Consider the following 26,271-nt stretch of genomic DNA (forward strand, 5'->3'; position numbering starts at 1 on the left):
ACTTCCGCTATCCGCTACAGCAAAATTGCCGTAGCGGATGACCAGGACGGTAGCGGATACAGCCATCAGGGCACGGTCCACGTGTTGTCGCCCCGCAACAACTGCTGCAGGTCGGCGGTACCGGCCTCCTGCGCGGTCCGCACCCTGGCGCGTTCGGCGTCGTCGTAGGTCGTCCGCGCGACCTGCCGCACGATCCCCGTGACCACGTAACGCAGGTCCTGGTCCGACAGCCGCGACAGTGCGTACGCGTATTCGGGGTCGTCGGTGTGCGCGTCGTGCACGACGATGTCGGCGGCATCCACCTCGGAACGTTGCACCACCCGCAGGCCGAAACCCTTTCTGACGACGCACAGCTCGTCGTCGACCCCGAAGATGATCGGTTCGCCGTGCCGCAGCGGGATCAGATGCGACGGCGCCTCGTCCTTGCGCAGCACGTCGAACGAGCCGTCGTTGAAGATCGGGCAGTCCTGCAGGATCTCGACGAAGGCCGCGCCGCGATGGTGCGCCGCCGCGCGCAGGACGTCCGTCAGCCCGGCGCGGTCGGAGTCGAGCGCACGTGCGACGAAGGACGCTTCGGCGCCGAGTGCGAGCGAGAGGGTGTTGAACGGCGCGTCGACCGACCCGCCGGGTGAGGACTTGGTGACCTTGCCGACCTCCGAGGTGGGCGAGTACTGCCCCTTGGTGAGGCCGTAGATGCGGTTGTTGAACAACAGGATCCGCATGTTCACGTTACGGCGCAGGGCGTGGACGAGATGGTTGCCGCCGATCGACAGGGCGTCGCCGTCGCCGGTGACGACCCACACCGACAGATCCGGGCGCGTCACCGCGAGACCGGTCGCGAGAGTCGGAGCGCGTCCGTGAATCGAGTGCACACCGTAGGTGTCGAGATAGTAGGGGAACCGCGACGAACAGCCGATGCCGGAGACGAACACGAGATTCTCACGCCGGACACCCAATTCGGGCAGCAGGCTGCGGACCGTGGCGAGGATGACGTAGTCGCCGCAGCCCGGACACCACCGCACCTCCTGGTCGGAGGTGAAGTCCTTCGCCTTCTGCGGGTCCTCCGTGCGGGGCACACCGTCGAGTGCGTCGGTGTGCGGGCGGAGTCCGAGATCGTGGCCGAGGAGTCCGGTCATGCTCGTTCCCTCTCTGCTGTGGGGTCGAGTTTCGTCGACGAGGCGACCGCGGCCGGTGTCCGGGATCGTTCGGTGTCGGCGAGTGTTCCGGCGAACTCGGCCTCGATGGCGTCGTGGAGTTCGTCGGCGCGGAAGGCCATGCCCGCCACCTTCGTCACCGGCTGGATGTCGGCGTCGAACCGCGACCGCAGCAGGAACGACAGCTGGCCGAGGTTCATCTCGGGGACCAGCACGCGCCGGTAGCGGCCGAGCACGTCGCCGAGGTTCTTCGGCATCGGCGCCAGGTGACGGAGGTGCGCACGGGCGACGACATGCCCTGCCCGCCGGGCGCGGCGCACGGCTTCGCCGATCGGCCCGTACGACGAACCCCAGCCGAGCACCAGTACCTCGGCGTCACCCGTGGGGTCGTCGACGTCGAGATCCGGGACGTCGATGCCCGCCACCCGCGCGACCCGCAGTCGGGTCATCAACTCGTGGTTAGTGTGGTGGTACGAGATGTCGCCGGTGCCGTCGGCCTTCTCGAGTCCGCCGATCCGGTGCTCGCGACCTGCGGTTCCAGGTATCGCCCAGTCGCGCGCGAGGGTGTCGGCATGGCGGGCGTAGGGCTGGTAGCCGGGGTCGTCGTCGCCCGGCGACCCGGCGAAGCGCGGATCGATACGCGGCAGGTCGTCGATATCGGGGATGCGCCACGGTTCGGATCCGTTGGCGATCGCACCGTCGGACAACAGCATGACCGGGGTGCGGTAGGTGATCGCGATGCGCGCGGCTTCGAGCGCGGCGTCGAAGCAGTCGGCGGGCGACTGCGGAGCGACGATCGCGACGGGTGATTCGCCGTTGCGGCCGAACATCGCCTGCATGAGGTCGGCCTGTTCGGTCTTCGTCGGCAGGCCTGTGGACGGTCCGCCGCGCTGGACGTCGACGACGATCAGCGGCAGCTCGGTCATCACCGCCAGACCGATGGCCTCGGATTGCAGGGCTATCCCCGGGCCCGACGTGCTGGTGACGCCGAGCGCGCCGCCGTAGGACGCGCCGATCGCCGCGCCGATACCCGCGATCTCGTCCTCGGCCTGGAAGGTGTGTACGCCGAAGCGTTCGAGCCTGCTCAGTTCGTGGAGGATGTCGGAGGCCGGGGTGATCGGGTAGGTGCCGAGGAAGACGTCCATCCCCGCCGCGCGACCCGCCGCGACGAGACCGTAGGCGAGGGCGGTGTTGCCGGTGATCTGCCGATACGTCCCGGGTGGCAGCGACGCGCGGGCCACCTCGTAGGTCGTGGCGAACGTCTCGGTGGTCTCCCCGTAGTTCCAGCCGGCGCGCAGGGCTAGGACGTTGGCGTGCGCGATGTCGGGTTTCGACGCGAACTTGCGCTCGAGGAACGTCTCGACCGGCGCGATCGGCCGCCCGTACATCCACGACAGGAGACCGAGCGCGAACATGTTCTTCGAGCGCTGCGCGTCCTTCTTGCCGACGCCGGCCGGTTCGACGGCTCCGGCGGTGAGCGTGCTCATCGGCAGGGCGTGGACGGTCAGATGCTCCACGGCGCCGGTACCCAGCGGATCGGCGTCGTAGCCCGCCTTGCTCAGGTTCCGTTTGGTGAACTCGTCGCTGTTGACGATGACGGTGCCACCTCGGGGCAGATCGCCGACGTTGGCCTTGAAGGCCGCCGGGTTCATCGCGACCAGCACGTCGGGCCGGTCCCCGGCGGTGAGGATGTCGTGGTCGGCGATCTGGATCTGAAAGCTCGAGACCCCGGGAAGAGTGCCCTGAGGTGCGCGGATCTCGGCGGGGAAGTTGGGTTGTGTGGCCAGGTCGTTGCCGAAGGCGGCCGCCTCGGCGGTGAACCTGTCACCGGCGAGTTGCATGCCGTCGCCGGAGTCGCCGGCGATGCGGATGACGACCTGTTCGAGTTTCGCGCTCGACGCCATGCGCTCCATCGTGGCCCTCACGCGCACATGTGCAACCGTTTCTCCCGAAAAATTCTGTCCATCCGCTACAAGATCGGCTTTCCGCTACAGCGAATTTCCGTAGCGGAAAGCCAACTTTGTAGCGAATACGTCAGGACTTCACGGTGTCCCCGACGAAGCTCAGCGCCTGGGGCCACGACACGGCGTAGGCCTCGGCGTTGACGGGGTTGCCGTGCCGGCCGCGGGAGGAGAAGCCGTGTTCGGCACCCGGGTAGACGTGGGTGATGGTCGCGCCGGTCTCGCGCTGTTGCAGCGTCGCCTGCAGGTCCGCGAAGGTCTCGGCGCTCATGATCGTGTCGGCGCCGGCGTGCAGCACCATGACGGGTGCCGCGACGCGACCGGCCTGCTCGACGGCGTCGATCGTGTGGTTCGGGGCGGGCGGCACCGCGATCGACGGGTGGTAGGCCACGACGTTCGCGACGCGCGTGTCGCGGGCGCCGAGGATCAGGGCGAGACGCCCGCCGAGGCACCATCCGATCACGCCGACCTTCTCCAGGCGTAGTTCACCGAACGCGTGGTCGAGCAAGATCGCCATTTCCGCGAGGCACTTCTCGTCGTCGAGACCGTGCATCAACTCCATGAGCTCCTCGCGCGAGGTGTCGTCGGCGCTCGGTCCGTGCCAGGGGTCCCAGACGAGCGCGGTCACACCGGTTCCGGCGATGTCGTGCGCGTACTCGCGGACCTGGGCGTCGATGCCGGTGATCATGGGCAGCAACAGCATTCCTCCGGTGGCACCGCCGAGCGGCCTGGCCAGATAGGCGCGCAGACCTGCGATGTGAACGAATTCTGCCTCGATGTCGGTCATCGACCGTCCTTCCCCTTGCGTCGTTTGTTCGTCATGATCTTCGTACGAAGTCGTTCAGCGGGCAGCGCATCCACCCGTCGCTGCAGCTCAGGGACCGCCCGTCCCACCCACCGAAAAAATGAGAACATCATTTCCGTTTTACGGTATCGTTCCTCTCGCGCACCGGCGGACGCTCGGAGCGCAGCAGACGGCTCGCTCGAAAGGGATACAGGCAGATGGCTCGCACCGTATTGGTCAGTGGTGGCACCGGCGGCCTCGGCAGCGCCGTGACGAAACATCTCCTCGACACCGGATGGCGGGTCGTGGTGCCGTGGCTGGTCCGTGACGAGGTCGAGCGCGTGGGCACGCATCCGAACCTCCAGCTCGTCCAGGCCGACCTCTCCGACGAGCAACAGCTCGAGGACGCCCTGAACCTGGCGTGCGACGACCCCGACGCTCCCCTCTTCGGCGTCGTCAACCTCGTCGGCGGCTTCACCTCGGGACCGCGAGTGCACGAGACTCCCATCGAGGTGCTCGACTCCCAGCTCGACCTCAACCTGCGCACCGCCTATTCCGTCAGCCAGGCGGCGCTGCCCCACCTGATCCGCCGCGGCGGTGGATCGATCGTCTGCATCTCCACCGCCGCGACGCTCAACCCCTTCCCGGGCGGCGCCTCCTACATCGCCTCCAAGGCCGCAGTGTCGGCCCTGGTCGAGACCATGGCGCTCGAGTACCGCGACGATCACATCCGCGTCAACGCGCTGCTGCCGGTCGTCATCGACACCCCGGCCAACCGCGCCGCGATGCCCGACGCCGACACGAGCCGCTGGTCGAAGCCGGCCGACATCGCGAAGGTCATCGAGTTCTTGATCTCCGATGCGGGTGCCTCCATCACCGGTGGCCTGATCCCCGTCACCAACGTCGGCTGACAGCGTCAGGCCGACTGGAGGCGACCGAGTTTCATCGAGCGTTCGAACGCTCGCCGTTCGGCGTAGTTCATGCCGCCCCACACGCCGTGCGTCTCTCCGGTGCGCACGGCGTGCGCTCGGCACGCGTCGATCACCGGACAGGAGCGACAGACCTCCTTCGCCTGCCGCTCGGCCCGGAGCACCGCACCGCGGCCGTCCTCGGGCTGAGGGAAGAACATCGACGTGTCCACCCCGCGGCACCGCGCCGCGACCACCCAGTCACGGTCGCCGGATCCGTACATCGCCGCCTCCTTGCCCATCGGGCCATCGCGGACCCGCACTCGTCGAACGAGTATTTGTACGGCCATTTTTCGGTACCCGACGGGGATCGTCAATCGCTGAGCAGCACAAATCCATCAGAATCGACGATGCCAGTCGCTTCGGATACCTATAAGCACCGGACGCTATGGCCGCACATTTGATGAGCGGACGGGACAGGGCGGATCAACCGACGATGCCGGCCTTCTTCAGACCCGCGATCTGCTCGTCGGTGAGCCCGAGATCGGCGAGCACCGTGTCGGTGTGCTGACCGAGACCCGGAACCGCACCCATGGGCAGTTCGACGTCGCGGAAGTTCATCGGCGGCAGGATGCCACGCACCGGACCCGCCTCGGTCTGCACCTCACGCCAGCGGTCGCGCGTCGCGAGCTGGGGGTGTTCGATGAGCCCGCGCAGATCCCGCAGCTGCGCAGCCGGCACACCGGCGTCGGCGAGCTTCTCGTCGAGCTCCGCGCTCGTGAACTGCTTGGTGGCCTGCCCGACCAGCGCATCGACCTCCTCGCGGCGACGCACCCGCTCGAGATTGGTGGCGAAGCGCGGATCGTCGCCCAGTTCGGGCATGCCGAGCACATCGGTGAGCGTGCGCCAGCCCCGGTCGTTCTGCACTCCGATGAGGATCTCCCCGTCCGAGGTGGGGTACTTGTCGTACGGCGCGATCGAGGTGTGCGACAGACCCATCCGCGGCACCTGGCGTCCCTGATACATCTGCAGGTACATCGGGTAGCCGAGCCATTCGGCGGTGGCGTCGAACATCGACACGTCGATCGTCGCGCCCACGCCGGTGCGGTGCCGGCGCAGCAGCGCCGCCTGGATCGAGGTGAGCGCGTACATGCCCGCGGCGATGTCCGAGGTGGGGATGCCCGTCTTCACCGCAGTCTCGGGCGTGCCGGTGATCGAGCACAGGCCGGTCTCGGACTGCACGAGCATGTCGTAGGCCTTGCGGTCGCGCATCGGCCCGTCGGTGCCGTATCCCGACATGTTGACCACCACCAGTTCCGGGTGGTCGGCGCGCAGCTCGTCGGCACCGAGTCCGAGACGCTCCACCGCGCCGGGTGCGAGATTCTGCAGGAAGACGTCGGCGCCGCGGATCAGCTTCTTCACCGCGTCGATGCCCTCGGGCGATTTGAGGTCCACGGCGAAGGACTCCTTGCCGCGGTTGAGCCACACGAAGTGGGCGGCCAGTCCTTGCACGGCACTGTCGTAAGCGCGGGCGAAGTCGCCGTCGCCGACGCGTTCGACCTTGACGACCCGGGCTCCGAGATCCGCGAGATGGCGCGTCGCGAGGGGCGCGGCGACCGCCTGCTCGAGGCTCACCACGGTGACGTCCTCCAGCGGCAGGCCTGCAGAAACCTCCCCCTCGCTCCGATTGGTTCCGTCGCTCGTCACCCTGTGTGTCCTTTCGCGTCCGCGGTTCCCGTCCGGCGTCGCTGTATGTCTACCAGGCCGAACACCGACTCCCCGGTAATACCTCTGGGGTATCGATCTGCGTTCCATTGGGTATTGGACTGGAAAGCCGAGCCCTGCCACTCTCTGATGAGACGCAGACCACATTCCACCCGCCTCGTCGGGGGCGTAAGAGACGGAGGGCGCATGAGTTCGTCCACACCCACCGATCAGGAGATCGCGAAGAAGGCCCGCAAGGCCGGCATCGCCTCCTTCATCGGCACCACCATCGAGTGGTACGACTTCTACATCTACGGCACGGCCGCCGCGCTGGTGTTCGGCCAGATCTTCTTCTCGGACGAACTCTCGAGCGGTGTCGCGACCCTCCTCGCGTTCGTCACCCTCTGGGCCGGCTTCCTCGCCCGCCCGCTCGGCGGCGTCATCTTCGGCCATCTCGGTGACCGCATCGGACGCAAGAACACCCTCGTCATCACGCTCGTCATGATGGGCATCGCGACGGTGGGTATCGGCATGCTCCCGACCTACGCGCAGATCGGGATGTGGGCGCCGGTCCTGCTGGTCTTCCTGCGCATCGTGCAGGGCGTCGCAGTCGGCGGCGAATGGGGCGGCGCCGTCCTCATCGCCAGCGAGAACGCCCCGAAGGGCAAGGGAATCCTGTATTCGGCGTTCGCGCAGCAGGGTTCGCCCGCAGGCAACCTGCTGTCGACGATGGCGTTCTTCTTCCTCGCTGCGCTGCCCACCCCGCAGTTCATGATGTGGGGCTGGCGCATCCCGTTCCTGCTCTCGGGCGTGCTCGTCGTCATCGGCATGGTGATCCGCCTCAAGCTCGAGGAATCGGACGCGATGAAAGCCGTTCTGGCACGCAAGAAGACCGTCAAGCTCCCGATCAAGGAAGTGCTGCGCAAGCACTGGGTCCTGGTCCTGCTCGGCGCCGGCGCACTGCCTCTCGCCCAGGTGACCTACTTCAAGAACACCTTCGCTCTGTCATGGGCGACGAGCGAACTCGGTTACGAGCGCGGCACCTTCCTCGCGATCATCGCGATCGCCCTCGTCGTGCAGTTCATCGTGCAGCCGTTCGGTGCCGTGCTGGTGTCGAAGATCGACATGCGCAAGGCAATGCTCCTGATGATCGTCCCGGAGCTGTTCCTCATGCCCGCGATGTTCTTCGCGATCCGCACCGAGACCTTCGCGGTCGCCGTGATCGGTATGTGCCTCGCGACGATTCCGCACTCGATGTTCTACGGCGCGATCGCCGGCATCCTCGCCCGCGCCTTCCCTGCGAACATCCGCTACTCGGGCCTGTCGCTCGCCTACCAGCTGTGCTCGCTGATCGTCGGCGGTGGCACCCCGGTGCTCGCCCAGTACCTGCTCAACTCGTCCGGTGACGTCACCGGTGTGGCCATCGCGGCGGCCTGCTACGCAGCGGTCTCCCTCGTGTGCACCCTGGCACTGCTCAAGCGCACCGGATACGACCCGAAGGCACCCTCGGTCGCCGAGAAGTCCGACGCCGACGAACTCGCCCTCGAGCAGTCGGAGGCGGCCGAGCGCGACCGCCGCACGCCGGGCGCCGAGGACACCCCTCGCTCCGACGACACCCCACGAGATCGCGTCCATGCCTAGGACGGATCCTTCACACTCGGGGCCGGCCGGCGCAGTCGCCGGCCGGCTCCGGTCACTCCGGAGTCGGCAGTGCTTCCTCGGAGAGGCGGAGAACCTCTCGCAGCGCGGCATTGTCGTCGTCCTCCCGCCACACGAGCCGCACGTCGAGCGGCTCGGGATGATCGGCGAGGGGAACGAACACGACTTCGGGGTTGATGACGTTCGCCGCGACCGACGAGACCGTCATCGAGCATCCCACCCCGGCCGAGACCAGGGCGATCAGCGACAGCGAATCCGGGGCGCTCTGAACGATTCTGGGTGTGAAGCCGACGTCGTGGGCGAGACGGAGCAACAGCTCGCGCAGCATCGATCCGGGTTCGGCGGGCAGCATCACCCACGCCTCGTTCGCGAGGTCCTCGAGCCGGACCTGCTCACGGTCGGCGAGCGGGTGTTCCTTGGGCAGCGCCACGACGAGGTTCTCGCGAGCCACGACGCGCGACGCGATCCCGGGCGGGAAGAACAACAGGCGCACGATGCCGATGTCGAGCTTGCCCGCGGCCAGCTTGTTGAGCGCCTCGCTCGCGTACGCCGAACTGTCGAGCACGAATTCGATACCGGGATGGGTGCGCCGCACGAGCTTCGCCCACCGGCCCACGAGATAGTGCGAGGACGAACCGGCGAAACCGATACGGACCCTGCCGGTCTGACCCGACCCCGCGGCGGTCACCGCCATCTCGGCGAGCCGGCAGGCGTCGAGGATGTTCCGGGCCGGCTCCACGAGCGCACGACCGCTCTCGGTCAACCGCACGCTGCGGGTGTTGCGTTCGAAGAGTTCGGCGCCGAGTTCCTTCTCGAGTCTGCGGATCGTGCGGCTGAGCGGCGGCTGGGCCATGTGCAGCCGTTGCGCCGCCCGACCGAAATGCAGTTCCTCCGCCACCGCCAGGAACGCCTTCACCTGCTGGATCTCCACCCGTCGATTATTGCGCCTGCGAGCGCCTGACATCCGACACCGAATTACCGACCACACGGAGGACGACCGGTATGCCGGACAAACTCATGACCATGCGCGAGGCGATCGCCACCTATGTCGAGGACGGCATGACCGTTGCCCTCGAGGGTTTCTCGCACCTCATCCCGTTCGCGGCGGCGCACGAGATCATCCGGCAGGGCAGGCGCGAGCTGACGTTGTGCCGCATGACCCCCGACATCATCTCCGATCAGCTCATCGCCGCCGACTGCGTCTCGAAGCTCGTCGCCTCGTTCTTCGCCAGCGGCTCGGCCGGGTCGCTCTACGAGATCCGCCGGCGCATCGAGAACCACGACCCCGTCGCACTCGAGGTCGAGGAGTACAGCCACTACGGCATGGTCTGCCGCTACCAGGCCGGCGCGGCCGGGCTGCCCTTCTTCCCGCTGCGCTCGTATGCCGGCAGCGACCTGCCGAAGATCAACCCGAACATCCGGCTCGTCGAGGACCCCTTCGGCGGCGGCAGCGTCTACGTCGTGCCTCCCCTGAACCCGGACGTGACGATCATCCACGCCCAGCGCGCCGACCGCTCCGGCAACGTCCAGATCTGGGGCATCGCCGGTGTGCAGCAGGAAGCGGTCTACGCCGCGAAGAAGGCCATCGTGGTGGTCGAGGAGATCGTCGACGACGACGTCATCCGCTCCGATCCCAGCCGCACCCTCGTCCCCTCGCACGCGGTGGACGCGGTGGTGCTGAGCCCGCGTGGAGCGCACCCCTCCTACGCGCAGGGCTACTACGACCGCGACTGCGCGTTCTACCGCCGCTGGACCGCGATCAGCAAGGACCCCCAGCAGTTGCGCACCTGGCTGAAGGAATGGGTCCTCACCACCGCCGATCACGCCGAATACCTCGAGAAACTGGGCGAGGAGTACTGGGCCGACCTCGAGGTCGCGCCGCGCCCCTCCGGGACCGTCGACTACGGGAGCCGAAAGTGACCACCACCGAAAACTTCTCCACCACCGAACTGATCGTCTCCGTCGCTGCGCGGGCCCTGGCCGGCAAGGCCCGGGTCTTCGCCGGGGTGGGTCTGCCCACCCTCGCCGTCGACCTCGCCGCCCGCACCTCCAACCCCGACGTCGAGCTGATCTACGAGTCCGGGGTCTGCGGCGCGCACCCCGAGGCGATGGCCGAGGGCATCGCCGACTCCGTCGTGGTCTCCGGCGCCGAATCCGTGGTGTCCATGGCATCGCTGTTCGGGTACGTGCTGCAAGGCGGCAACGTCGACGTCGGCTTCCTCGGTGCGGCGCAGATCGACCGCTACGGCAGCCTCAACACCAGCATCATCGGTGACTGGGACAAGCCCACCGTGCGTCTGCCGGGCGGCGGCGGAGCCGTCGAGATCATGCCCAACGCCGGCGAGGTGTTCGTGATCATGCGACGCCACGATCCGAGCGCGTTCCCCGCCGAACTGGACTTCTGCACCACCCCGAGCCCGGTGCGCGCCCGCGAGGCCGGCGTCGGCATCATGCCCCGCGGCCGCGGCGTGACGAAGGTGTTCACCAGCCTGGGCGTGCTGTCGCGGCAGGATCCCTTCGACGAACTCGAACTGACCAGCATCCACCGCGGTGTCACCGTCGACCAGGTCCGCGCCGCGACCGGCTGGGATCTGAAGATCTCCGACGAACTGACGCTGACCGAGGATCCCACCGCCGAGGAGATCGACCTGCTGCGCAACGAGATCGACAAGGTCCGCCTATATCTGCGGTAATCCCGTCGGCGTGACCGACGTGGCGGCTGGCAGGATGTCCGCAGCGGACGATGCCCCGGATCCTGCGAGCCTGCGCGCGTCCGCGTGATGCCCGGCGGACGGACCGCCGCGTGATGCGGGAAGGCGGCACGTCATGCACGCGAGCGCGATCCACGACCTCGTGGACGGCACGGTCGTCGCGGCCGTGATGCCGTCGACCGTGGCGGACTCCGGCGCGGATCGGGGCGTCCCCGTCCTGATGCCCTTGACCGACCTCGCGCGTGGGTCAGTGGCCGGTCGCGCTGCCGTCGCACTGGTCGACGAGCGCGAGGTGTTCGCCGATCCCGCGACGGTCCTGCGCGGGATCGCGGCCGTGCGCGAGCGCGGATTCGCCGTGGCGGTACGCATCGCGGAATCGGCGTCGCGCGCCACGGTGGTCCTGGCCCTGGTGGAACCGGAGGTGGTCGTCGTACCGGCCGAGGCACTCGTCGCATCCGATGTGCGGGCCGCCACGACCCTGCTGTCGTTGCGGGCCCACTGCGAGCGCACGAACTCCGTCGTTCTCGCCGAGGGCGTCGACTCCGACCTGCATCGCGAGGCGGCCCTCGCCCACGGCATCGGCTTCGGTTGCGGTGCAGCACTACACACTGTGGAGGGCAAGTCCGATCCTTCCTCGCCGCGCGGTGGGTTGTTCCGTGAACCCACCTGGAGCGCACCGCTCGACGATGCGACCGCCACGCCCTTCCGTATCCTGTCTGCCGGGCGGGAACGCGTGTGGAGCGGCAAGGGTCTGCTCGTGTCCATGAGCGCCGACCTCGAGGCGCGAGCCGGGGAGGCCGGCCCCGACACGGTCGCCCTCGGCACCTTCCAGCACCACGACCACTTCACGGGAGCCGCACGCAGGCGATGGATGTCGATGGCCGACACCCTCGCACACGTCGCGGTCTTCGCGGTCGGCTTCGGCACGAGCGCCTCGGGCCCGGACCTCGTCCCGATCGAGCCGCACGATCCCCTCGTCGACGAGTGGAACGTCATCCTCCTGGGAGAGTCGTTCGCGTGCGCACTCTCGGCCCTCGACCTGCACCGCACGGCCGGCGGCGAGCGGGAGTTCGAGTACGTCGTCTCCTACGACCGGGAGGCCGTCGCCCGCGCGGCGCGCGCGACCCTGTCCCGCCCACGACCGGTACCCGTGGAGATCCCACCGTCGTCCTGAGCCGCTCCCCCGCGGTTCACCCCTCGAAGCGCGCCAGGATGCTGTGGGCACACCGGATCACGGTGCCGCGGTCGTAGGACAGTACGTAGTGGAACTCTCGGTCGAGATCCGCTGCGTCGGTGTGCATGTCGAGCGCGGCGAGCACGCACGCGAAGTGCGGGCCGAGGACGACGACGTTCCATTCGTCGACCATCGGATCGTTCGGGTCCAACGGCGCGTGGTGTACCGCGGAGTCGACGTAGGGATCGATTCCGACGCCGTAGACCCCGGTGTAGGCGACCTGCTCGGCGAGCTGCGCCCATCGTGCCCGGGAAGTCGGGGTGAAGTGCTCGGCGCGCTGGAAGGTGCCGAGCACGATCGTCTCCGGTCCGGCTCCCACCGCGTTGGTCTCGAGCAGCTTGCTCATCGACACCAGAAGTCGCTTGAAACTACATGTGCGCCTGCGTCCTTCGGATGCCAGAGCGAAGGGGGTGAGTTCGGGGTCGTCCGGAGCGGCCGGTCGCGGACGCAGCGACATCGGTTCGACATCCGAATCCGCTTGCGCGGTATCCCCGGTCGATCCGACTGCCGGATACAGCGCGCCCATTCCGTATTCGGCGGCCAATCCCAGAGCGCGGCGGCGATGCAGTTCCGAATCGACACCCTGCGCGATGACGACCGCGCTGCTGGATTCGGTGTACGCGGCGACGGCGTGCGCGATCCTCGCCGTCGAGGCGTCGGCCGCACGCGCGATCAGGGCCGGCGACGTGATGATCACATCCGGTTCGACGAGCGGCAGCAGCGCGAGGGCCTGGGCACGCGCTCCCACACCGTCCACCGCGACGAGCATGCCGGCGGTGCGCGCCGCCGCGATGGTGCGCAGCGTCCTGGCAGGGGCGGCGATCAGCGCCTGTTCGGTGATGAGCACGACCGTCGTCGGGCTCCGGCGGTCATCGAGCGCGCCGAGTTCGTCGAGGGAATCGAGATCGAGGGTGACCAGATGCGGCACGGCCGACTCGACGTGCCGGCCGGCCCTGCGCCATTTGATGCGGTCCAGCTGCGACTTCTGGTGCATGGCCCGGGCGGCCTCGCTCAGCGCGGTGGCGTCGTGCAACGATGATCCTCCCGGACCAAGCAGTTGCAGTTCGACGGCGGACAGCGCACCGCTGCCGAGCCGGTGGATGGGGGCGAGCTCCGTCTCCACGGTGAGGCCGCCGAACGCGGCCTCCGCGTCTGCGGCAGCGTCGGCAGGAACAGCGCTCATGAATCCAGCATCCCATCTCAGGGCACCGATCGTCCGCTCGGGCCGACGGAGTCGAGACATAGGACATCTCCGCAGTTCAGACGGATGCGTTATCGAAACGCGACTTTACGTTACCGTTCCGTTACCGGGCGGGTCGTCGGGAAGCGACCTCCGTCGGACAGGCTCTGTGCAAGCCCGAGGCGAGTTCTCACCGCGACCCCGACGTTCTCACCGGGACCCACAGCAGGCCGACCGCCTGCGCATGATCCAGCCCGCACCGGACGGCACGAATCCACGCCGACAGGAGACCGCAATGAGCACACGTACGAGCACCACCCGCAGGATCATCACCGACACCGGGGCACTCTCACGAGCCGGTGCAGCGACCGTCCCCCGAGCGCCGCGCTACCGCCTCGACGTCCACTCGCCGTCCCGTCGCTGCAGTGTCCTGCGGGCGAAGGGCGATCTCGACATGACCGCCCGAGCGGAGTTCGCCTCCACTCTCGGCGACCTCGCACACTCGGGCGATCACGTCGTCGTCGACCTGTCCGAGGTGACCTTCATGTACTCCGAGGTCGCCTCGACACTCGCCGATGCCGATCACATCCGGCCCGGCCGTTTCCACGTCGTCGCACCCACACGTCAGGTGCGCATGCTGCTCGACATCCTCGCTCCCGACCTCGACGTCACCGACCGCACCGAAGTCGGCCTCGTGGGGAGCGCGTCCGCCGCCTGATACGGCGACGAATGCCCGTCAGCGGGTGGGGCCGCCGGTGATCAACGCCCACACGTCCCCGGCCTCGCCGGCCGCGGCGAGCAGTTCGGAGTCCCACGACGCGACCGTTCCGAATTCGCTGCGCCACGACAGGATCCGGTTGGCGTGCCGATGCAGCTCGTGTTCCATCGTGAAGCCGATCGCGCCGAGCGCCTGATGCGCGTTGCGGGCGACGACCGAGGCCGCATGTCCGGCGCACGAGGCGGCCGCTGCGATCGCGAAGCGGGTCGACGCGTCACCGAAACCTCCGGCGAGAACGGCATCGACGGCGCCATCCGCGGCGGCGTGCACGAGCGAGGCCTCGGTGGCGATGTCGGCGACGAGCGCCTGCACCGCCTGGAACTTGCCCAGCGGACGACCGAACTGCACGCGCGCGGTGGTGTGGTCGACGACGAGCTCGAGGATCCGATCCATCGCGCCCGCGGTGGCCAGTGCGCGGACGAGCGCACCCCGGTAGCGGAACTCGTCGGCGGTGCCCGCCGGAACGTCGCGTCCCGACAGTGCCGACAGGTCGACGCGCACGTGATCACGGGGCTCCGCCGCCAGGTTCACGGCCTCGACGATCTCGACGTCGCCGTGTGCGACCTCGGCGACCTGCCATCCCTGCGGCGACTGCCACAGCACGACGATCGAATCCGCGAACCGGGCCCACGGCACGTGGCGCGCGCGGCCGTCGGCGTCGAGCACCGCGGCAGTGCGCACGGCCGGCGCCGCATCGAGGCCCGCCTGGTCGAGGAGCCAGCCCGCGAGCAGATCGTTCTCGGCGACCGGCACGGCAGCAGCGGCGCTGCCGGCGGCTTCGAGCAACAGGGCGGCCTCCAACCATCCCGCGCCGCTTCCGCCGCTCTCCTCCGAACCGGTGAGCCGATCGAGGCCGAGCTCGGTGAGGGTGCTCCACAGGGCACGATCGAGTTCGACGACCTCACCGATCCGATGGTCGTCACCCGAGGTGAACACCTCGGACAGCATCTGTGCGAAGTCGCGTAGTTCCGTCGACTGCAGTGCGTCCTGTCCGCTCATCTCATCCCCAATCCTCGTGCGATGACCCCACGGAGGATCTCGCTCGTGCCGCCGCGCAGTGTGAAGCCCGGTCGTTGCATGACACCTGCCCGGACGAGCTCGGCCAGATGGTTGTCGGCCGCGGTGTATCCCGCGATCTCATCGGCGAGATCTGCCAGATCACCCTCGGTCTTCGTGCCGAGCACCTTCACGACCGACGCCGCGAGTTCGGCGTTCTCGCCGCGTTCGAGGGACTCGGAGACCGCGGTGGACATGCGGTGCAGGCCCGCCATGCGCCCGATGGTCGCTCCGATGCGGGTGTCCGCCTCGACGCTGCCGTCGGCCACACCGTGCACGAGGGATTCGAGTATCCCGAAGGTCGACAGGAAACGCTCGGGACCGCTGCGCTCGTAGCCGAGCTCGCTCGTCACCTGTTCCCAGCCGGCACCGATCTGCCCGAGCACCAGGTCGTCCGGGACGAAGACGTCGTCGAGCAGCACCTCGTTGAAGTGGTGGTCGCCGGACATCGACAGGATCGGGCGGATGGTCACGCCCGGGGAGTCGAGCAGCACGATGAACTGGCTCAGCCCGTCGTGGCGGTGTGCCGGATCGAGCGGTGCGGAACGCGCGAGGCCGAAGAAGGCGTCGGCGTGGTGCGCCCCGGACGTCCACAGCTTGGTGCCGGAGATCCGCCACCCACCGTCCACCTGCGTGGCCTTCGTCTTGACGCTCGCGAGGTCGGATCCGGAGTCGGGCTCGGACATGCCGATGGCCCAGCAGATCTCACCGGCCGCGATGCCCGGCAGGAACCGCTTCTTCTGCTCCTCGGTGCCGTACTTGAGCAGCGACGGTGCGGCCTGACGGTCGGCGACCCACTGAGCGGCGACCGGCGCGCCCACCGCGAGCAGCTCCTCGGTGACGACGAAGCGCTCCATGAAGGTTCGTCCGTGTCCGCCGTACTCGACGGGGATCGTCATGCCGACCCAGCCGCGAGCGGCGAGCGCGCGCGTGAACTCGGGGTTCCATCGCGTCAGCCAGGTGTCGATGCCCGGGGTGAACACGCCCTCGTCGATCTGTTCCTTCAGGAACGCCCGTACCTCGGCACGGAGTTCCGTCAGTGCCGGGTCGGGGGTGCCCGCCCTCGGCACGAGTCGTGCACTCATCGTGAATCTCCTTCTCCACCGGTGATGGTGGGACACAGCAGCGCCAGCGACAGGTCCGCGTAGCGTTCGGCGATCTCGTCCGGGCCGTCCGGGCCAGCGGGGTCGTACCAGTTGGCGATCGCCGAGACCATCGCCAGGATCGATCGACGGCAGTCGTCGGGATACTTCGTGGTGAAGACGCCTTGTGCGACACCGCGATCGATGATGTCGCGGATCCGCCTCCGGCCGTCGCGCCGACGCTCCTCGTACAGTCGCGCACCCTCGGGTTCGAGGTTGCGCACCTCCGTCGCGATCATGCGACCCTGCTCGGGGAACTGCGTGCGGAAGATGACGTTCCCCTTGACGAACGCGCGGATCTGCTCGACCGGATCGTCGCCGGCGCGGGCGAGTTCGGCGTCGCAGACCGCGTCGTAGGTGTCGACGCCGTCGAGCAGGATCGCCAGCAGCAGATCCTGTTTGTTCTTGTAGTGGTAGTACAGGGCGGACAGGCTCACGCCGGCTTCCTGCGCGATAGTCCGGATCGACGACGAGCCGTATCCGTTGCGCACGAATTCCTTCCGGCCCGCCTCGATGAAGACGCGCTGTTTCGGCGACAGCACTCTCACGACAGCGCTCCGGTATCGGCGTACTGCGCGATCAGCTCGCCGAGCGTGCCCTTGACCATCTTGCCCGTCGGCGTGCGCGGCAGTTCGTCGACGAACCGCACGTGCCGGGGGCACTTGAAACGCGAGAGGCGTTCCCGGCAGAACCCGATGATGTCGTCCTCGAGCTCGTCGGATCCGTCCACATCGGGGACGAGCTGCACGAACGCTTCGACGCGTTCACCGCGGTCCGCGTCCGGCACACCGACCACCGCGACATCCGCGATCGACGGGTGCAGCGCGAGGACGTTCTCGATCTCCTGCGGGTAGATGTTCACCCCACCCGAGATGATCGTGAACTTGTCGCGCCCGGTGAGGAACAGATAGTCGTCCTCGTCGAGATATCCGATGTCTCCGGTCGTGTACCAGTTACCCTCGAAGGGGTGCCTGGTGGATGCCGTTTTCTCCGGATCCTTGTGGTACTCGAACGAGAAGTCGTCCCGCTCGAAGTAGACGGTGCCGATCTCCCCCGTGGGCAGCCGGTTGCCGTTCTCGTCGCAGATCCGCGCCAGCCCGAGTGTGCCCGGGCCGCCGGTCTTCCCGACCGTTCCAGGTTTGTCGAGCCATTCCTGCGGGGTGACGAGAGTATTGCCGATCGCCTCGGTCGCGGAATAGTACTCGTAGACGATCTCGCCCCACCACCGCATGAGTTCCTGCTTGACCTCGACCGGGCACGGCGCCGCCGAATGCAGTGCGCACCGCATCGACGACAGGTCGTAGCGCTCCCGGACCGCGCGGGGCAGTTTCAGCAGGCGCACGAAATGCGTGGGCACCCACTGGCTGTGGGTCACGCGATAGCGTTCGATGCACGCGAGACTGTGCTCGGGGTCGAACCGCTCCATGAGCACGACCGTGCCACCGAGTGCCTGCGTCGACACGCCGTACCGCAAGGGCGCGGCGTGGTAGATCGGTGCCGGTGACAGGTAGACGGTGTTCTCGTCGAAACCGAAGCGGCGCACCTGCTTCAGCAGCGGAGGACCGGGCTCGTCACCGACCTGGGCACCGGAGAGAGCGGGCTTGATGCCCTTGGGGCGACCGGTGGTGCCGGAGGAGTACAGCATGTCGCTGCCCCGCGGCTGATCGGCCATCGGGGTGACGGGAAGACCCGCCACCTCCTCCTCGTACACGAGATGTCCGGGCACCTCTCCCCCGAAGGCGACGCGGTGCGTCACCTTCGGGGTGAGCGGCGCGATCGCCTCGGCGAGTTCGGCGAGAGGCGCCGAGACGACGAGCACCTTCGCGTCGCAGTCGTCGACGATGTACGCGGCCTCGACGGGAGCGAGGTGCGTGTTGACGAAGGTGACGTAGACGCCCGATCGAACTGCACCCCAGTACAATTCGAATGCCGTGGCGTCGTTGACGGTGACGACCGCGATGTGGTCGCCCTTCCCGACGTCGTGTGCGCGCAGCCAGTGCGCGAACCGGACGGACGCGTCCTCGAGTTCCCGATAGGTGAGCGTCCGTCCGGTCGCGGCCTCGTGCACGGCGGGCCGGTCCGGGGCGACGGCGGCGTAACGGCCCGGGTACATCCCTACAGCCCCAGGTCCTTGGAGATGATCGTCTTCATGACCTCGCTGGTGCCACCGTAGATCCGGGTCACGCGGGTGTCGGCGTACAGCCGGGCGATCGGGTACTCGGTGATGTAACCGTAGCCGCCGTGCAGCTGCAGACACTTGTCGATGACGCGACCGGAGACCTCGGTGCAGAACAGCTTCGCGCGGGCCGCGTCGGCGACCGTGAGTTCCTTGCGGTCGAGCAGTTCGAGGCAGTGGTCGACGTAGACACGCGCGGCCTGGGTCTCGGCCGAGCACTCGGCGAGCACGAACTTGGTGTTCTGGAACGACGCGACCGGCTTGCCGAACACCTTGCGTTCCTTGGTGTAGGCGATCGCGTGCGCGATGGCGGCCTCGGCGAAGCCGACCTGGTTCAGGGCGATGCTCAGACGCTCCTGCGGCAGGTTGTGGGTGAGGTACCCGAAGCCCGCGCCTTCCTCGCCGAGGAGGTTCTCGACCGGCACCTTCACGTCGGTGTACGACAGTTCGGCGGTGTCCTGCTGGTGCAGGCCGATCTTGTCGAGCTTGCGGCCCACCGCGAAGCCCTCGCTGTCGGTGGGCACCGCGATGATCGACAGGCCGCCGCGGCGGTTCTCGGGATCGAACGGGCTGGTGCGGCAGACCGTGAGGATGAGGTCGGCGGTGACGCCGCCGGTGATGAAGGTCTTCGCGCCGTTGATGATGTAGTGCTTGCCGTCCTCGGACAGCTTCGCCGAGGTCGCGATGTTGGCGAGGTCCGAGCCGGTGCCGGGCTCGGTCATCGCGATCGCGGTCATGATCGAGCCGTCGGCGAAGCCGGGCAGCCAGCGCTGCTTCTGCTCCTCGGTCGCGTATTCGAGCAGGTAGGGCAGGATCAGGCAGGCGTGCACCGTGTAGGAGCCGAACGAGACTCCAGCGCGCGCAACCTCTTCGAAGACGATCGTGTTGAACTTGAAGCTGGACTCGCCGCCTCCGCCGTACTCCTCGGGGACCTGGATTCCCAGGATGCCGAGTTCGCCCAGCCGGCGGAAGAATTCGCGGGGCGGGCGACCCATCTCGTCCCATTCCTCGCGATGCGGCGCGACCTCACGTTCGATGAAGTCGCGCACCATCTTCCGGAACTGATCGTGTTCTTCGGTGAAGATCGTCCGCTGCATGGCTTGTCCTCCGGGGTGTGGGGGAAGGAGAGGGGAAGGTCAGTTACCGGTGAAGTTGCCGGTGCGTCGTTCGAGGAACGCCGAGAGGGCTTCGCGGTGGTCCTCGCTGTGGTGCGAGAGCGCCTGGAGGGAGGCCGACAGTTCGAGGAGCGTGTCGAGATCGACGCGCTGGCCCTCGCGCAGCAGCTTCTTCGTCATGCGCAGTGCGTTCGGGGGGTTGACGGCGACGCGGGCGGCGAGCGCGTTCGCGGCGTCGAGTAGCTGTTCGGGTTCGACGACCTGCGAGACCATGCCCCAGTCGAGAGCGGTCGCGGCGTCGACGCGGTCGCCGGTGAAGGCCATCTCGGCGGCGCGCGCGGCACCGACGGCGCGCGGCAGCAGCCAGGCACCGCCGTCGCCGGGGATGATGCCGAGCTTGACGAAGCTCTCCGCGAAGAACGCCTTCGACGAGGCGATCCGCATGTCGCACATCATCGCGAGGTCGCAGCCGGCGCCCACGGCGGGTCCGTTGACCGCGGCGATGATCGGGACCTCGCAGTGGTAGATGGCCCGGGGCAGGCGCTGGATGCCGCGGCGGTAACCCTCGCGCAGGGCGTGGGGTGCGCCGCCGAACATGCCGCGACGCTCGTCCATGTCCTTGACGTTGCCGCCGGCGGAGAAGGCCGATCCGGCGCCGGTGAGGATGACGACGCGGGTGTCGATGTCGCGGTTGGCCTCCTCGACGAGCTCGACGAGACGGTCGACGACGTCGTCACCCGAGATCGGGTTGCGCGCCTCCGGAAGGTTGATCGTCCAGGTCACGACGTTTCCGTCGCGCGTGCTCAGTACGACGTCCTGCGAAGTTGCCATTGCGGTCGCGGTCCTTCCGGTAGCCAGTGTGTGGCTCGCACCATAATTAGGTCGAACGATCGTTCAAATTACGGGGCGCGTCGGATTCTGTAAAGACCCAACGGGCTCGTGCCTCAGTCGGGGAGGCTCACGTTCGATTCGGCGATTCTTATGGCTACCTCGTCCGGGAAGATGTTCCGGAAGACGAAGGGATCACGGCCGAGCACCCAGCCCGGCGCCAGCGCGGTCGCATAGCGCTCGAAATATCCGAGCTGCTTCCCGAACAACACGAGCTCCTCGGGAGTCGACGTGTTCCACTTGCGTCCGAGCGAGACGAGCGCACCGATCAGCTCGCTGAGCCGCAACTCCCCCACGTCCTGACCGAGCAGCGGACCGAAGATCTCCGCCACCTGCCGGCCGACCGCCGCGTCGTCGACGTCGAGGTCGGCGGCGACACCGAGCGCCCGCACACTCTGCGCGACCGCCGTGAAGTCCCCGTCGAGCAACGCGGCACGGAACAACGCCCGCAGCAGCGCGCGCCACTTCTCGGGCAGTTCGCCGACGATGCCGAAGTCGAGCAGCGCGACACGTCCGTCGTCGAGCAGCCAGAGATTGCCCGCGTGCACGTCGCCGTGGAACGGACCGTGACAGAGCACCGCCTCCATCCACACCTTCACCCCCCGGCGCACGAGCAGGGAGGTGTCGAGCTCGTCCTGTCCCGGCACCACCCGGTCGACGGGCTTGCCCTGCAGGCGCTCCATGCAGATCACCCGCGGACCGCACCACTGCCAGTACACCTCGGGCACCGTGACATAGGTGTTGTCGCCGAACGCGGAGATGTTGCGGCGGAAGCGATCCTGACGATCCGCTTCGACCGCCGCGTTGAGCTCGGTCATCGTCGCGTTGTAGAGATCGCGGATGATCCCCGGAGTGTTCGCGATACGGAAGAACTCGAAAAGCTGCAGCAGCTTCGCGCCCATGTAGGCGGCGCGCAGATCGACGAGCATGCGGTGCGCGATCCCCGGCCGCTGCACCTTCACCACGGCCCGACGGCCGTCGCGCAACACGCACCCGTGCACCTGGGCGACGGACGCCGCGGCGAGCGGCACATCGTCGAACGACTCGAACGTCTCGTCGATGCGGTGTCCGAGATCCTCCTCGATCACCGCGCGGGCCTGCTCGGAGGGGAAGGTCGGCACGTCGTCGAGCATGCGCAGGCACGCGTCGGCGAGAGCCGCGGGGAACAGCCCGGGCGACGACGCGATGAGCTGGCCCAGCTTCACGAAGGTCGGCCCGAGATGTTCGAAGGCGTCGACGGTGCCGTGCGCGGCCGCTTCGACGAGGCTGTGCTGCCGGGGCCGGACGGTCCACCGCAGCACCGCCCACACCACGAAGGTGATCAGGACGGCGGCGACGACCACTGCCCGTCCGAGCTCGGCCGGCCCGAACCGGTCGAGCGGAGGCCGCTCGACGTCCAGGGCACCGGGTGGAAGTCCGTCGGCGAAGGGGCCGACGGGCCCGTTGCGCTCGGGCCTGCTGTGCCCCTGCGCTCCGGATACGCCTTCGCGCAGCGTGTACTCGTGCACGACCTGTCCCCACTCCGTCCACCACGCGCTCACCTCGGCGCGACTTCGTGCACGGTACCTGCATCCGGCGCCCCGATCGAGACCCGGCGATCATCTGTCTTCTGTCGGTGCCCCCGACTACTCTCTGACGGGTAGCGGATTCGGGTCCGACCAGCCGGGGGTATCGCGCTCATGACCGAACAACTGCTCGAAGAATCTGCCGGTTCGACATCGACGTCGACCGATTTCATGGAACTCGCCGAGCCGTTCCGTCGCGAACTGCTCGCCCACTGTTATCGCATGAGCGGGTCGCTGCACGATGCGGAAGATCTGGTCCAGGAGACCTATCTGCGCGCCTGGCGCGGTTACGAGAACTTCGGCGGCCGCTCCTCACTGCGCACGTGGCTGCACCGGATCGCTACCAACGTGTGCCTGACGGCGCTCGAAGGCCGCAGTCGCCGGCCGTTGCCCACCGGGCTCGGCGCGCCCAGTTCCGATCCCACCGACGATCTGGTCACCCGCCCCGAGGTGCCGTGGCTCGAGCCGTTCCCCATCGGGTACGCCACCGACGATCCGTCGGATCCCGCCACCATCGCCGCCTCCCGCGATTCCGTCCGCCTCGCGTTCGTCGCCGCCCTGCAGCACCTGTCCGCCCGCCAACGCGCGGTCCTGCTGCTCCGCGAGGTCCTGCAGTGGCGCGCCACCGAGGTCGCAGCCGCGCTCGACACGTCGACGGCGGCGGTCAACAGCCTCCTGCAGCGGGCACGCGCGCAGCTGAAGGACGCCCAGGTCCGCGACGACGACCTCGCCGAACCCGACAGCGCCGAGACCAAGGCGTTGCTGCAGCGCTGGGTCGACGGCTTCGAGAAGTACGACATCGATTCGCTCGTCGAGATGCTCACCCAGGACGCCGTCTGGGAGATGCCGCCGTTCGAAGGCTGGTACCAGGGCCCCGAGGCGATCGTCACCCTCATCAAGCAGAACTGCCCCGCGAAGGGCCCCGGCGACCAGGTGCTGCTTCCCACCGTGGCCAACGGCCAGCCGGCCTTCGGCCTGTACATGCGAGGGGAGGACGGCCGCCACCACCCTTTCCAACTGCAGGTGCTCGACATCGTCGACGGTAGGGTCACGCACGCCACCGTCTTCTTCTCCGACGACACGACGGCGTTGTTCGCCAGGTTCGGGCTACCGGAGGACCCGGCAGCCCGCTGACGTCGAAGGTCACGCCTCGGCAGGCGCGGCTTCCGTGACGTCGGCCTGCTGAGCGGCGGTCATGTCCATCCACATGACCTCCCAGACGTGGTTGTCGAGGTCGCGGAACGCCCGCTGGTACGCGTAGTCGCCCATGTCCTCCTTCGCCTTCTCGGCCCCGGCGGTCACCCATTCGGTGCCGCCGGCCGCGATCGCGCCGTCGACGAGCGCGTCGACACCTTCGCGACTGTCGGCCGACACGCACATCAGCACCTCACGGGCCTTCGTGGTGTCGCAGATGTCGTCGTTGGTGAACATCCGGAACATCTGCTTCTCGAGCAGCATCACGTAGGTCTGGTCGTTGATCTTCAGGCAGGCGGCGTTCTCGTCGCAGAACGACTCGTCGAACGTGAATCCGAGCTTGTCGAAGAATACGCGGGTGGCGGTGATGTTCTCGACGGCGAGATTGACGAACAGCATGCGCGACATGGTTTCTCCTGTGGTCGGTTCGTCCCGCGGGGACGCGGTGTGGGTGTCACCGATACAGACCGGCCACCCTGCGAGAACTCATCGCGCACCCCGAGATTTCTCGACGCGGTGTGGTCGTCACTGCTTGCCGAGCACCCAGACCGGGCCCGTGATCAGCCAGATCACCGTGATCGTGGCGAGGGTGGGGAAGATTCCGTACAGCGCCGAGGCCTGCTCGCCGTTCGCGACGGTCGACCCGAGCCCGAGCACGGCGGCCGCGCTGATCCCGGCCGCGAGCAGCCATCGTCCGAAGTCCGCACATTCCTTGCGGAAGGCCTCCGGCCCTTCCTTCGGAGCGGGTTCCGGTTTCGCACCACCCGCGAAGTGATAGGCGAATCGCCGGTCGGCCCACCGGACGACGCTCGGTCCGAAGGCGACACTCACACCGAGATAGATACCCGCCACGCGATGGACCCAGCCGACCTCCGCCCCGTTGTGCAGATCCACGGCGACGGCCGCGAGCAGGACGACGTCGATCAGCGGGATCAGGGCGAGCAGCACCGCACCCGTCCTGCCGAGCCGGAGCAGATACCGGAACACCAGTCCGGCCGCGAGCACGACCCAGAACGCGATCTCGCATCCGACGATGAAAGCGGCGATGTGGCTGAACATGGCCTCAGAATCGCGCGCACATCCCCACGCGCGCGTCGCCCGATGGGCGGCAGATGCCTCATCACTTCGGGTGACGTCGACCCTGATCATCCCCCGGTTGTGGTCGAATCGTTGCCGTGGACAACCGTGAATCCGAGATTCGAGTGGGATTCGTGAACCCGCGGTACAACTCCCTGCTCGTCGCCCTCGCATACTTCGCGGGCGGCGCGCTGTTGTACGCCCTGGATCTCGGTGTGCTCGTCGAGGACCGCCCGCCGCAGCCGCTGTGGGTGTGGCTCGTTCTGCTCGCCTGCGTGTGCGCACCGATGACGATGCGCCGCACGCGACCGCTTCTCGCCCTCGTGCTGGGCACGGTTCCGGTACTGGTCGACCTCGTCGTCGGCCCCTCGCTGCCGGTCTGGATCGCATACGGCGACCTGCTGTACGCCGCAGCGCTCTTCGGCTCGGCACGCACCAGCCGCTTCCTCGAACGCGCCCCTGTTGTCCCGATCGTCGTCGGCGCCGTCGCGCTCGGCGTGTACTTCGGAGAACTGCGCATCGCCGTGTGGGCCGTGTCGATCGCCGCGCTCGTGATCATCGTCCCGATCTGGTGGGCCCGATCCGTCCGCATACATCGGGACGCCGCCGACATCGAACGGGCACGCGCCGAGGCCCTCTCGCGGGTCGCGGAACTGGACCGTCGCGCCGCCATCACCACCGAGCGGCAGCGCCTGGCCCGCGACCTGCACGACGTCGTGGCCGGGCACCTGTCGTCGATCGCGATCCAGAGCGAGGCCGCGCTCCGCCTCCGCGAGTCCGACCCGGACAGGGCACTGACCGTGCTCGACTCCGTGCGCTCCGGCAGCGTGGCCGCCCTCCAGGAGATGCAGTCGATGGTGCGCCTGTTGCGCAGCGACGACACCGACGACGAGATCACCACCGCAGGGCGCCTCGCCGACCTCGAACCGCTCACCGCCTCCGCACGTGCCGCCGGCACCTCCGTCCGGATCGACGGTCATCCACCCGCAGACCTCGACGCGGAGGTCGATCTCACGGCCTACCGCATCGTCCAGGAGACCCTGACGAACGCGGTCAAGCATGCACCGGGACGGCCGGTGACCCTTCGGTTCGACGACACCGACGGCCGGCTCGGGATCGAGGTGGTGAACCCGATCGGCGACCCGGACACCCCAGACCCGTCACCGGCCCGCGGCGCCGGGCACGGCCTGCGCAACATCGCCGAACGCGCCGCCGCGGTGGGCGGGCACGCCCGCTCCGGTCGCGACGGGAACGAATGGAGGACATACGTGCAACTGCCGCTCGCGAACAGGAGGACGACGTGACGATCAGGGTGTTGCTCGCCGACGACCACAGCGCCATCCGCGCGGGTCTGCGGCTCCTGCTCGACACGAGCGAGGACATCGAGGTGGTGGGCGAGGCCGCCGACGGCGCCGTCGCGGTGTCGCAGGTCCGCGCGCTCGCCCCGGATGTCGTTCTCATGGACATCCGCATGCCGCATGTCGACGGGATCGCCGCGACCCGCACCATCACCGAGGAGACGAGTGCCCGGGTGCTGGTGCTGACGAGTTTCGAGATCGACGAATACGTCTTCGAGAGCCTTCGTGCCGGGGCGGCCGGATATCTCCTCAAGACCGCCTCGGCGGATGCCATGCTCGACGCGATCCGGGCGGTGCACTCCGGGGAGTCCGTGCTCTCACCGCAGGTCACACGAACCGTCATCGACGCATTCGTCTCGAAATCCGCTCGGCGGGAAGGTGTTACGAACGGGCCGGATTTCGATGCTCTCACCGCGCGCGAACAGGAGGTCTTCGCGTGTCTGGGCGAGGGATTGTCCAACCGCCAGATCGCCACCCGTCTCGGGATCGGTGAGAACACGGCGAAGACGCACGTCGCCCGGGTGCTCCACAAACTCGGGCTGCAATCGCGGATCCAGGCGGCCATCCTCGCCCGGGACATGCCCGATCATCAGCTCTAGGATCGGGGATGCACCAGGATTCGACAAC

The 26,271-nt window shown here is 68.1% G+C and carries 25 protein-coding genes; 9 read left to right on the forward strand and 16 right to left on the reverse strand.

The window, feature by feature from the left end:
• Positions 1-65 precede the first annotated feature (65 nt).
• The 3 genes from C6Y44_RS21615 to C6Y44_RS21625 form a co-directional block, all read right to left on the reverse strand.
• Positions 66-1,136 carry a 2-oxoacid:ferredoxin oxidoreductase subunit beta gene (locus tag C6Y44_RS21615; RefSeq protein WP_159417474.1) on the reverse strand — a complete coding sequence of 357 codons (1,071 nt, stop codon included), beginning with the start codon at positions 1,134-1,136 and terminating at the stop codon, positions 66-68.
• Entirely contained in the window at positions 1,133-3,067 is a 1,935-nt protein-coding gene (locus C6Y44_RS21620) for a 2-oxoacid:acceptor oxidoreductase subunit alpha (RefSeq protein WP_159419110.1), read from the reverse strand. Before C6Y44_RS21620 ends, C6Y44_RS21615 begins: the two co-directional genes overlap by 4 nt.
• A 121-nt stretch (positions 3,068-3,188) precedes the next feature.
• Positions 3,189-3,902, reverse strand: a complete 714-nt coding sequence (locus C6Y44_RS21625; RefSeq protein WP_159417473.1) for a dienelactone hydrolase family protein — start codon at positions 3,900-3,902, stop codon at positions 3,189-3,191.
• A 215-nt stretch (positions 3,903-4,117) separates the two neighbouring features.
• On the opposite strand from C6Y44_RS21625, the gene C6Y44_RS21630 reads away from it, so the two are divergent.
• Complete coding sequence (locus tag C6Y44_RS21630; RefSeq protein ID WP_159417472.1) at positions 4,118-4,810, forward strand: SDR family NAD(P)-dependent oxidoreductase; 693 nt, start codon at positions 4,118-4,120, stop codon at positions 4,808-4,810.
• Positions 4,811-4,815: 5 nt separating this feature from the next.
• Here the strand turns inward: C6Y44_RS21630 and C6Y44_RS21635 are convergent, their stop codons facing one another.
• Positions 4,816-5,091, reverse strand: coding sequence for a WhiB family transcriptional regulator (locus C6Y44_RS21635; protein ID WP_301951975.1), 276 nt, complete (start codon positions 5,089-5,091; stop codon positions 4,816-4,818).
• Between the two features lie 202 nt (positions 5,092-5,293).
• Complete coding sequence (locus C6Y44_RS21640; RefSeq protein ID WP_159417471.1) at positions 5,294-6,514, reverse strand: CaiB/BaiF CoA transferase family protein; 1,221 nt, start codon at positions 6,512-6,514, stop codon at positions 5,294-5,296.
• 204 nt (positions 6,515-6,718) lie between these two features.
• Here C6Y44_RS21640 and C6Y44_RS21645 point away from each other — a divergent pair, with 204 nt between their 5' ends.
• Positions 6,719-8,152, forward strand: coding sequence for an MFS transporter (locus C6Y44_RS21645; RefSeq protein WP_159417470.1), 1,434 nt, complete (start codon positions 6,719-6,721; stop codon positions 8,150-8,152).
• 52 nt (positions 8,153-8,204) lie between these two features.
• Here C6Y44_RS21645 and C6Y44_RS21650 read toward each other — a convergent pair whose 3' ends face one another.
• Positions 8,205-9,101 carry a LysR family transcriptional regulator gene (locus tag C6Y44_RS21650; RefSeq protein ID WP_159417469.1) on the reverse strand — a complete coding sequence of 299 codons (897 nt, stop codon included), beginning with the start codon at positions 9,099-9,101 and terminating at the stop codon, positions 8,205-8,207.
• Positions 9,102-9,172: 71 nt separating this feature from the next.
• Here C6Y44_RS21650 and C6Y44_RS21655 point away from each other — a divergent pair, with 71 nt between their 5' ends.
• The 3 genes from C6Y44_RS21655 to C6Y44_RS21665 all read left to right on the forward strand — a co-directional run bounded on the left by C6Y44_RS21655 (position 9,173) and on the right by C6Y44_RS21665 (position 12,055).
• The gene (locus tag C6Y44_RS21655) at positions 9,173-10,090 is read left to right on the forward strand and encodes a CoA transferase subunit A (RefSeq protein WP_159417468.1); all 918 of its coding nucleotides are present in this window, start codon (positions 9,173-9,175) and stop codon (positions 10,088-10,090) included.
• On the forward strand, positions 10,087-10,863 hold the full coding sequence (locus tag C6Y44_RS21660; protein WP_159417467.1) for a CoA-transferase subunit beta: 777 nt from the start codon (positions 10,087-10,089) through the stop codon (positions 10,861-10,863). Before C6Y44_RS21655 ends, C6Y44_RS21660 begins: the two co-directional genes overlap by 4 nt.
• 133 nt (positions 10,864-10,996) lie before the next feature.
• A complete protein-coding gene (locus C6Y44_RS21665; protein WP_159417466.1) occupies positions 10,997-12,055 on the forward strand; it encodes a DICT sensory domain-containing protein in 1,059 nt (352 codons plus the stop codon).
• Between the two features lie 16 nt (positions 12,056-12,071).
• Here C6Y44_RS21665 and C6Y44_RS21670 read toward each other — a convergent pair whose 3' ends face one another.
• Positions 12,072-13,298 (reverse strand): DICT sensory domain-containing protein, encoded by a 1,227-nt coding sequence (locus C6Y44_RS21670; protein ID WP_159417465.1) that lies wholly within the window; start codon positions 13,296-13,298, stop codon positions 12,072-12,074.
• A 292-nt stretch (positions 13,299-13,590) separates the two neighbouring features.
• Here C6Y44_RS21670 and C6Y44_RS21675 point away from each other — a divergent pair, with 292 nt between their 5' ends.
• Positions 13,591-14,013: an STAS domain-containing protein gene (locus C6Y44_RS21675; RefSeq protein WP_088898299.1), complete on the forward strand. Its 423-nt coding sequence runs from the start codon at positions 13,591-13,593 to the stop codon at positions 14,011-14,013.
• Between the two features lie 18 nt (positions 14,014-14,031).
• Here the strand turns inward: C6Y44_RS21675 and C6Y44_RS21680 are convergent, their stop codons facing one another.
• The 7 genes from C6Y44_RS21680 to C6Y44_RS21710 form a co-directional block, all read right to left on the reverse strand.
• A complete protein-coding gene (locus tag C6Y44_RS21680) occupies positions 14,032-15,072 on the reverse strand; it encodes an acyl-CoA dehydrogenase family protein (RefSeq protein ID WP_088898300.1) in 1,041 nt (346 codons plus the stop codon).
• Positions 15,069-16,214, reverse strand: coding sequence for an acyl-CoA dehydrogenase family protein (locus C6Y44_RS21685; protein WP_159417464.1), 1,146 nt, complete (start codon positions 16,212-16,214; stop codon positions 15,069-15,071). The genes C6Y44_RS21680 and C6Y44_RS21685 overlap by 4 nt, the downstream gene beginning before the upstream one ends.
• Positions 16,211-16,819 (reverse strand): TetR/AcrR family transcriptional regulator, encoded by a 609-nt coding sequence (locus tag C6Y44_RS21690; RefSeq protein WP_225623649.1) that lies wholly within the window; start codon positions 16,817-16,819, stop codon positions 16,211-16,213. Before C6Y44_RS21690 ends, C6Y44_RS21685 begins: the two co-directional genes overlap by 4 nt.
• Positions 16,816-18,384, reverse strand: a complete 1,569-nt coding sequence (locus C6Y44_RS21695) for an acyl-CoA synthetase (RefSeq protein ID WP_159417463.1) — start codon at positions 18,382-18,384, stop codon at positions 16,816-16,818. The genes C6Y44_RS21690 and C6Y44_RS21695 overlap by 4 nt, the downstream gene beginning before the upstream one ends.
• A 2-nt stretch (positions 18,385-18,386) precedes the next feature.
• Positions 18,387-19,544 (reverse strand): acyl-CoA dehydrogenase family protein, encoded by a 1,158-nt coding sequence (locus C6Y44_RS21700; RefSeq protein ID WP_120280453.1) that lies wholly within the window; start codon positions 19,542-19,544, stop codon positions 18,387-18,389.
• 39 nt (positions 19,545-19,583) lie between these two features.
• Positions 19,584-20,393 carry a crotonase/enoyl-CoA hydratase family protein gene (locus tag C6Y44_RS21705; protein ID WP_120280454.1) on the reverse strand — a complete coding sequence of 270 codons (810 nt, stop codon included), beginning with the start codon at positions 20,391-20,393 and terminating at the stop codon, positions 19,584-19,586.
• A gap of 113 nt (positions 20,394-20,506) precedes the next feature.
• Complete coding sequence (locus C6Y44_RS21710; RefSeq protein ID WP_174247107.1) at positions 20,507-21,943, reverse strand: ABC1 kinase family protein; 1,437 nt, start codon at positions 21,941-21,943, stop codon at positions 20,507-20,509.
• A gap of 186 nt (positions 21,944-22,129) precedes the next feature.
• On the opposite strand from C6Y44_RS21710, the gene C6Y44_RS21715 reads away from it, so the two are divergent.
• Positions 22,130-23,149: a sigma-70 family RNA polymerase sigma factor gene (locus C6Y44_RS21715; RefSeq protein WP_019290822.1), complete on the forward strand. Its 1,020-nt coding sequence runs from the start codon at positions 22,130-22,132 to the stop codon at positions 23,147-23,149.
• Between the two features lie 9 nt (positions 23,150-23,158).
• On the opposite strand, the gene C6Y44_RS21720 is transcribed toward C6Y44_RS21715, so the two are convergent.
• Positions 23,159-23,617, reverse strand: coding sequence for a VOC family protein (locus tag C6Y44_RS21720; protein ID WP_120280456.1), 459 nt, complete (start codon positions 23,615-23,617; stop codon positions 23,159-23,161).
• Positions 23,618-23,734: 117 nt separating this feature from the next.
• The gene (locus C6Y44_RS21725; protein WP_106201165.1) at positions 23,735-24,268 is read right to left on the reverse strand and encodes a hypothetical protein; all 534 of its coding nucleotides are present in this window, start codon (positions 24,266-24,268) and stop codon (positions 23,735-23,737) included.
• A gap of 116 nt (positions 24,269-24,384) precedes the next feature.
• On the opposite strand from C6Y44_RS21725, the gene C6Y44_RS21730 reads away from it, so the two are divergent.
• Together C6Y44_RS21730 and C6Y44_RS21735 are read left to right on the forward strand one after the other, a co-directional pair.
• A complete protein-coding gene (locus C6Y44_RS21730; RefSeq protein ID WP_159417461.1) occupies positions 24,385-25,590 on the forward strand; it encodes a sensor histidine kinase in 1,206 nt (401 codons plus the stop codon).
• The gene (locus C6Y44_RS21735) at positions 25,587-26,243 is read left to right on the forward strand and encodes a response regulator (protein ID WP_159417460.1); all 657 of its coding nucleotides are present in this window, start codon (positions 25,587-25,589) and stop codon (positions 26,241-26,243) included. The genes C6Y44_RS21730 and C6Y44_RS21735 overlap by 4 nt, the downstream gene beginning before the upstream one ends.
• The last annotated feature ends 28 nt before the right edge of the window (positions 26,244-26,271 follow it).

This window comes from Rhodococcus rhodochrous (assembly GCF_014854695.1).
Classification (GTDB): Bacteria; Actinomycetota; Actinomycetes; order Mycobacteriales; family Mycobacteriaceae; genus Rhodococcus.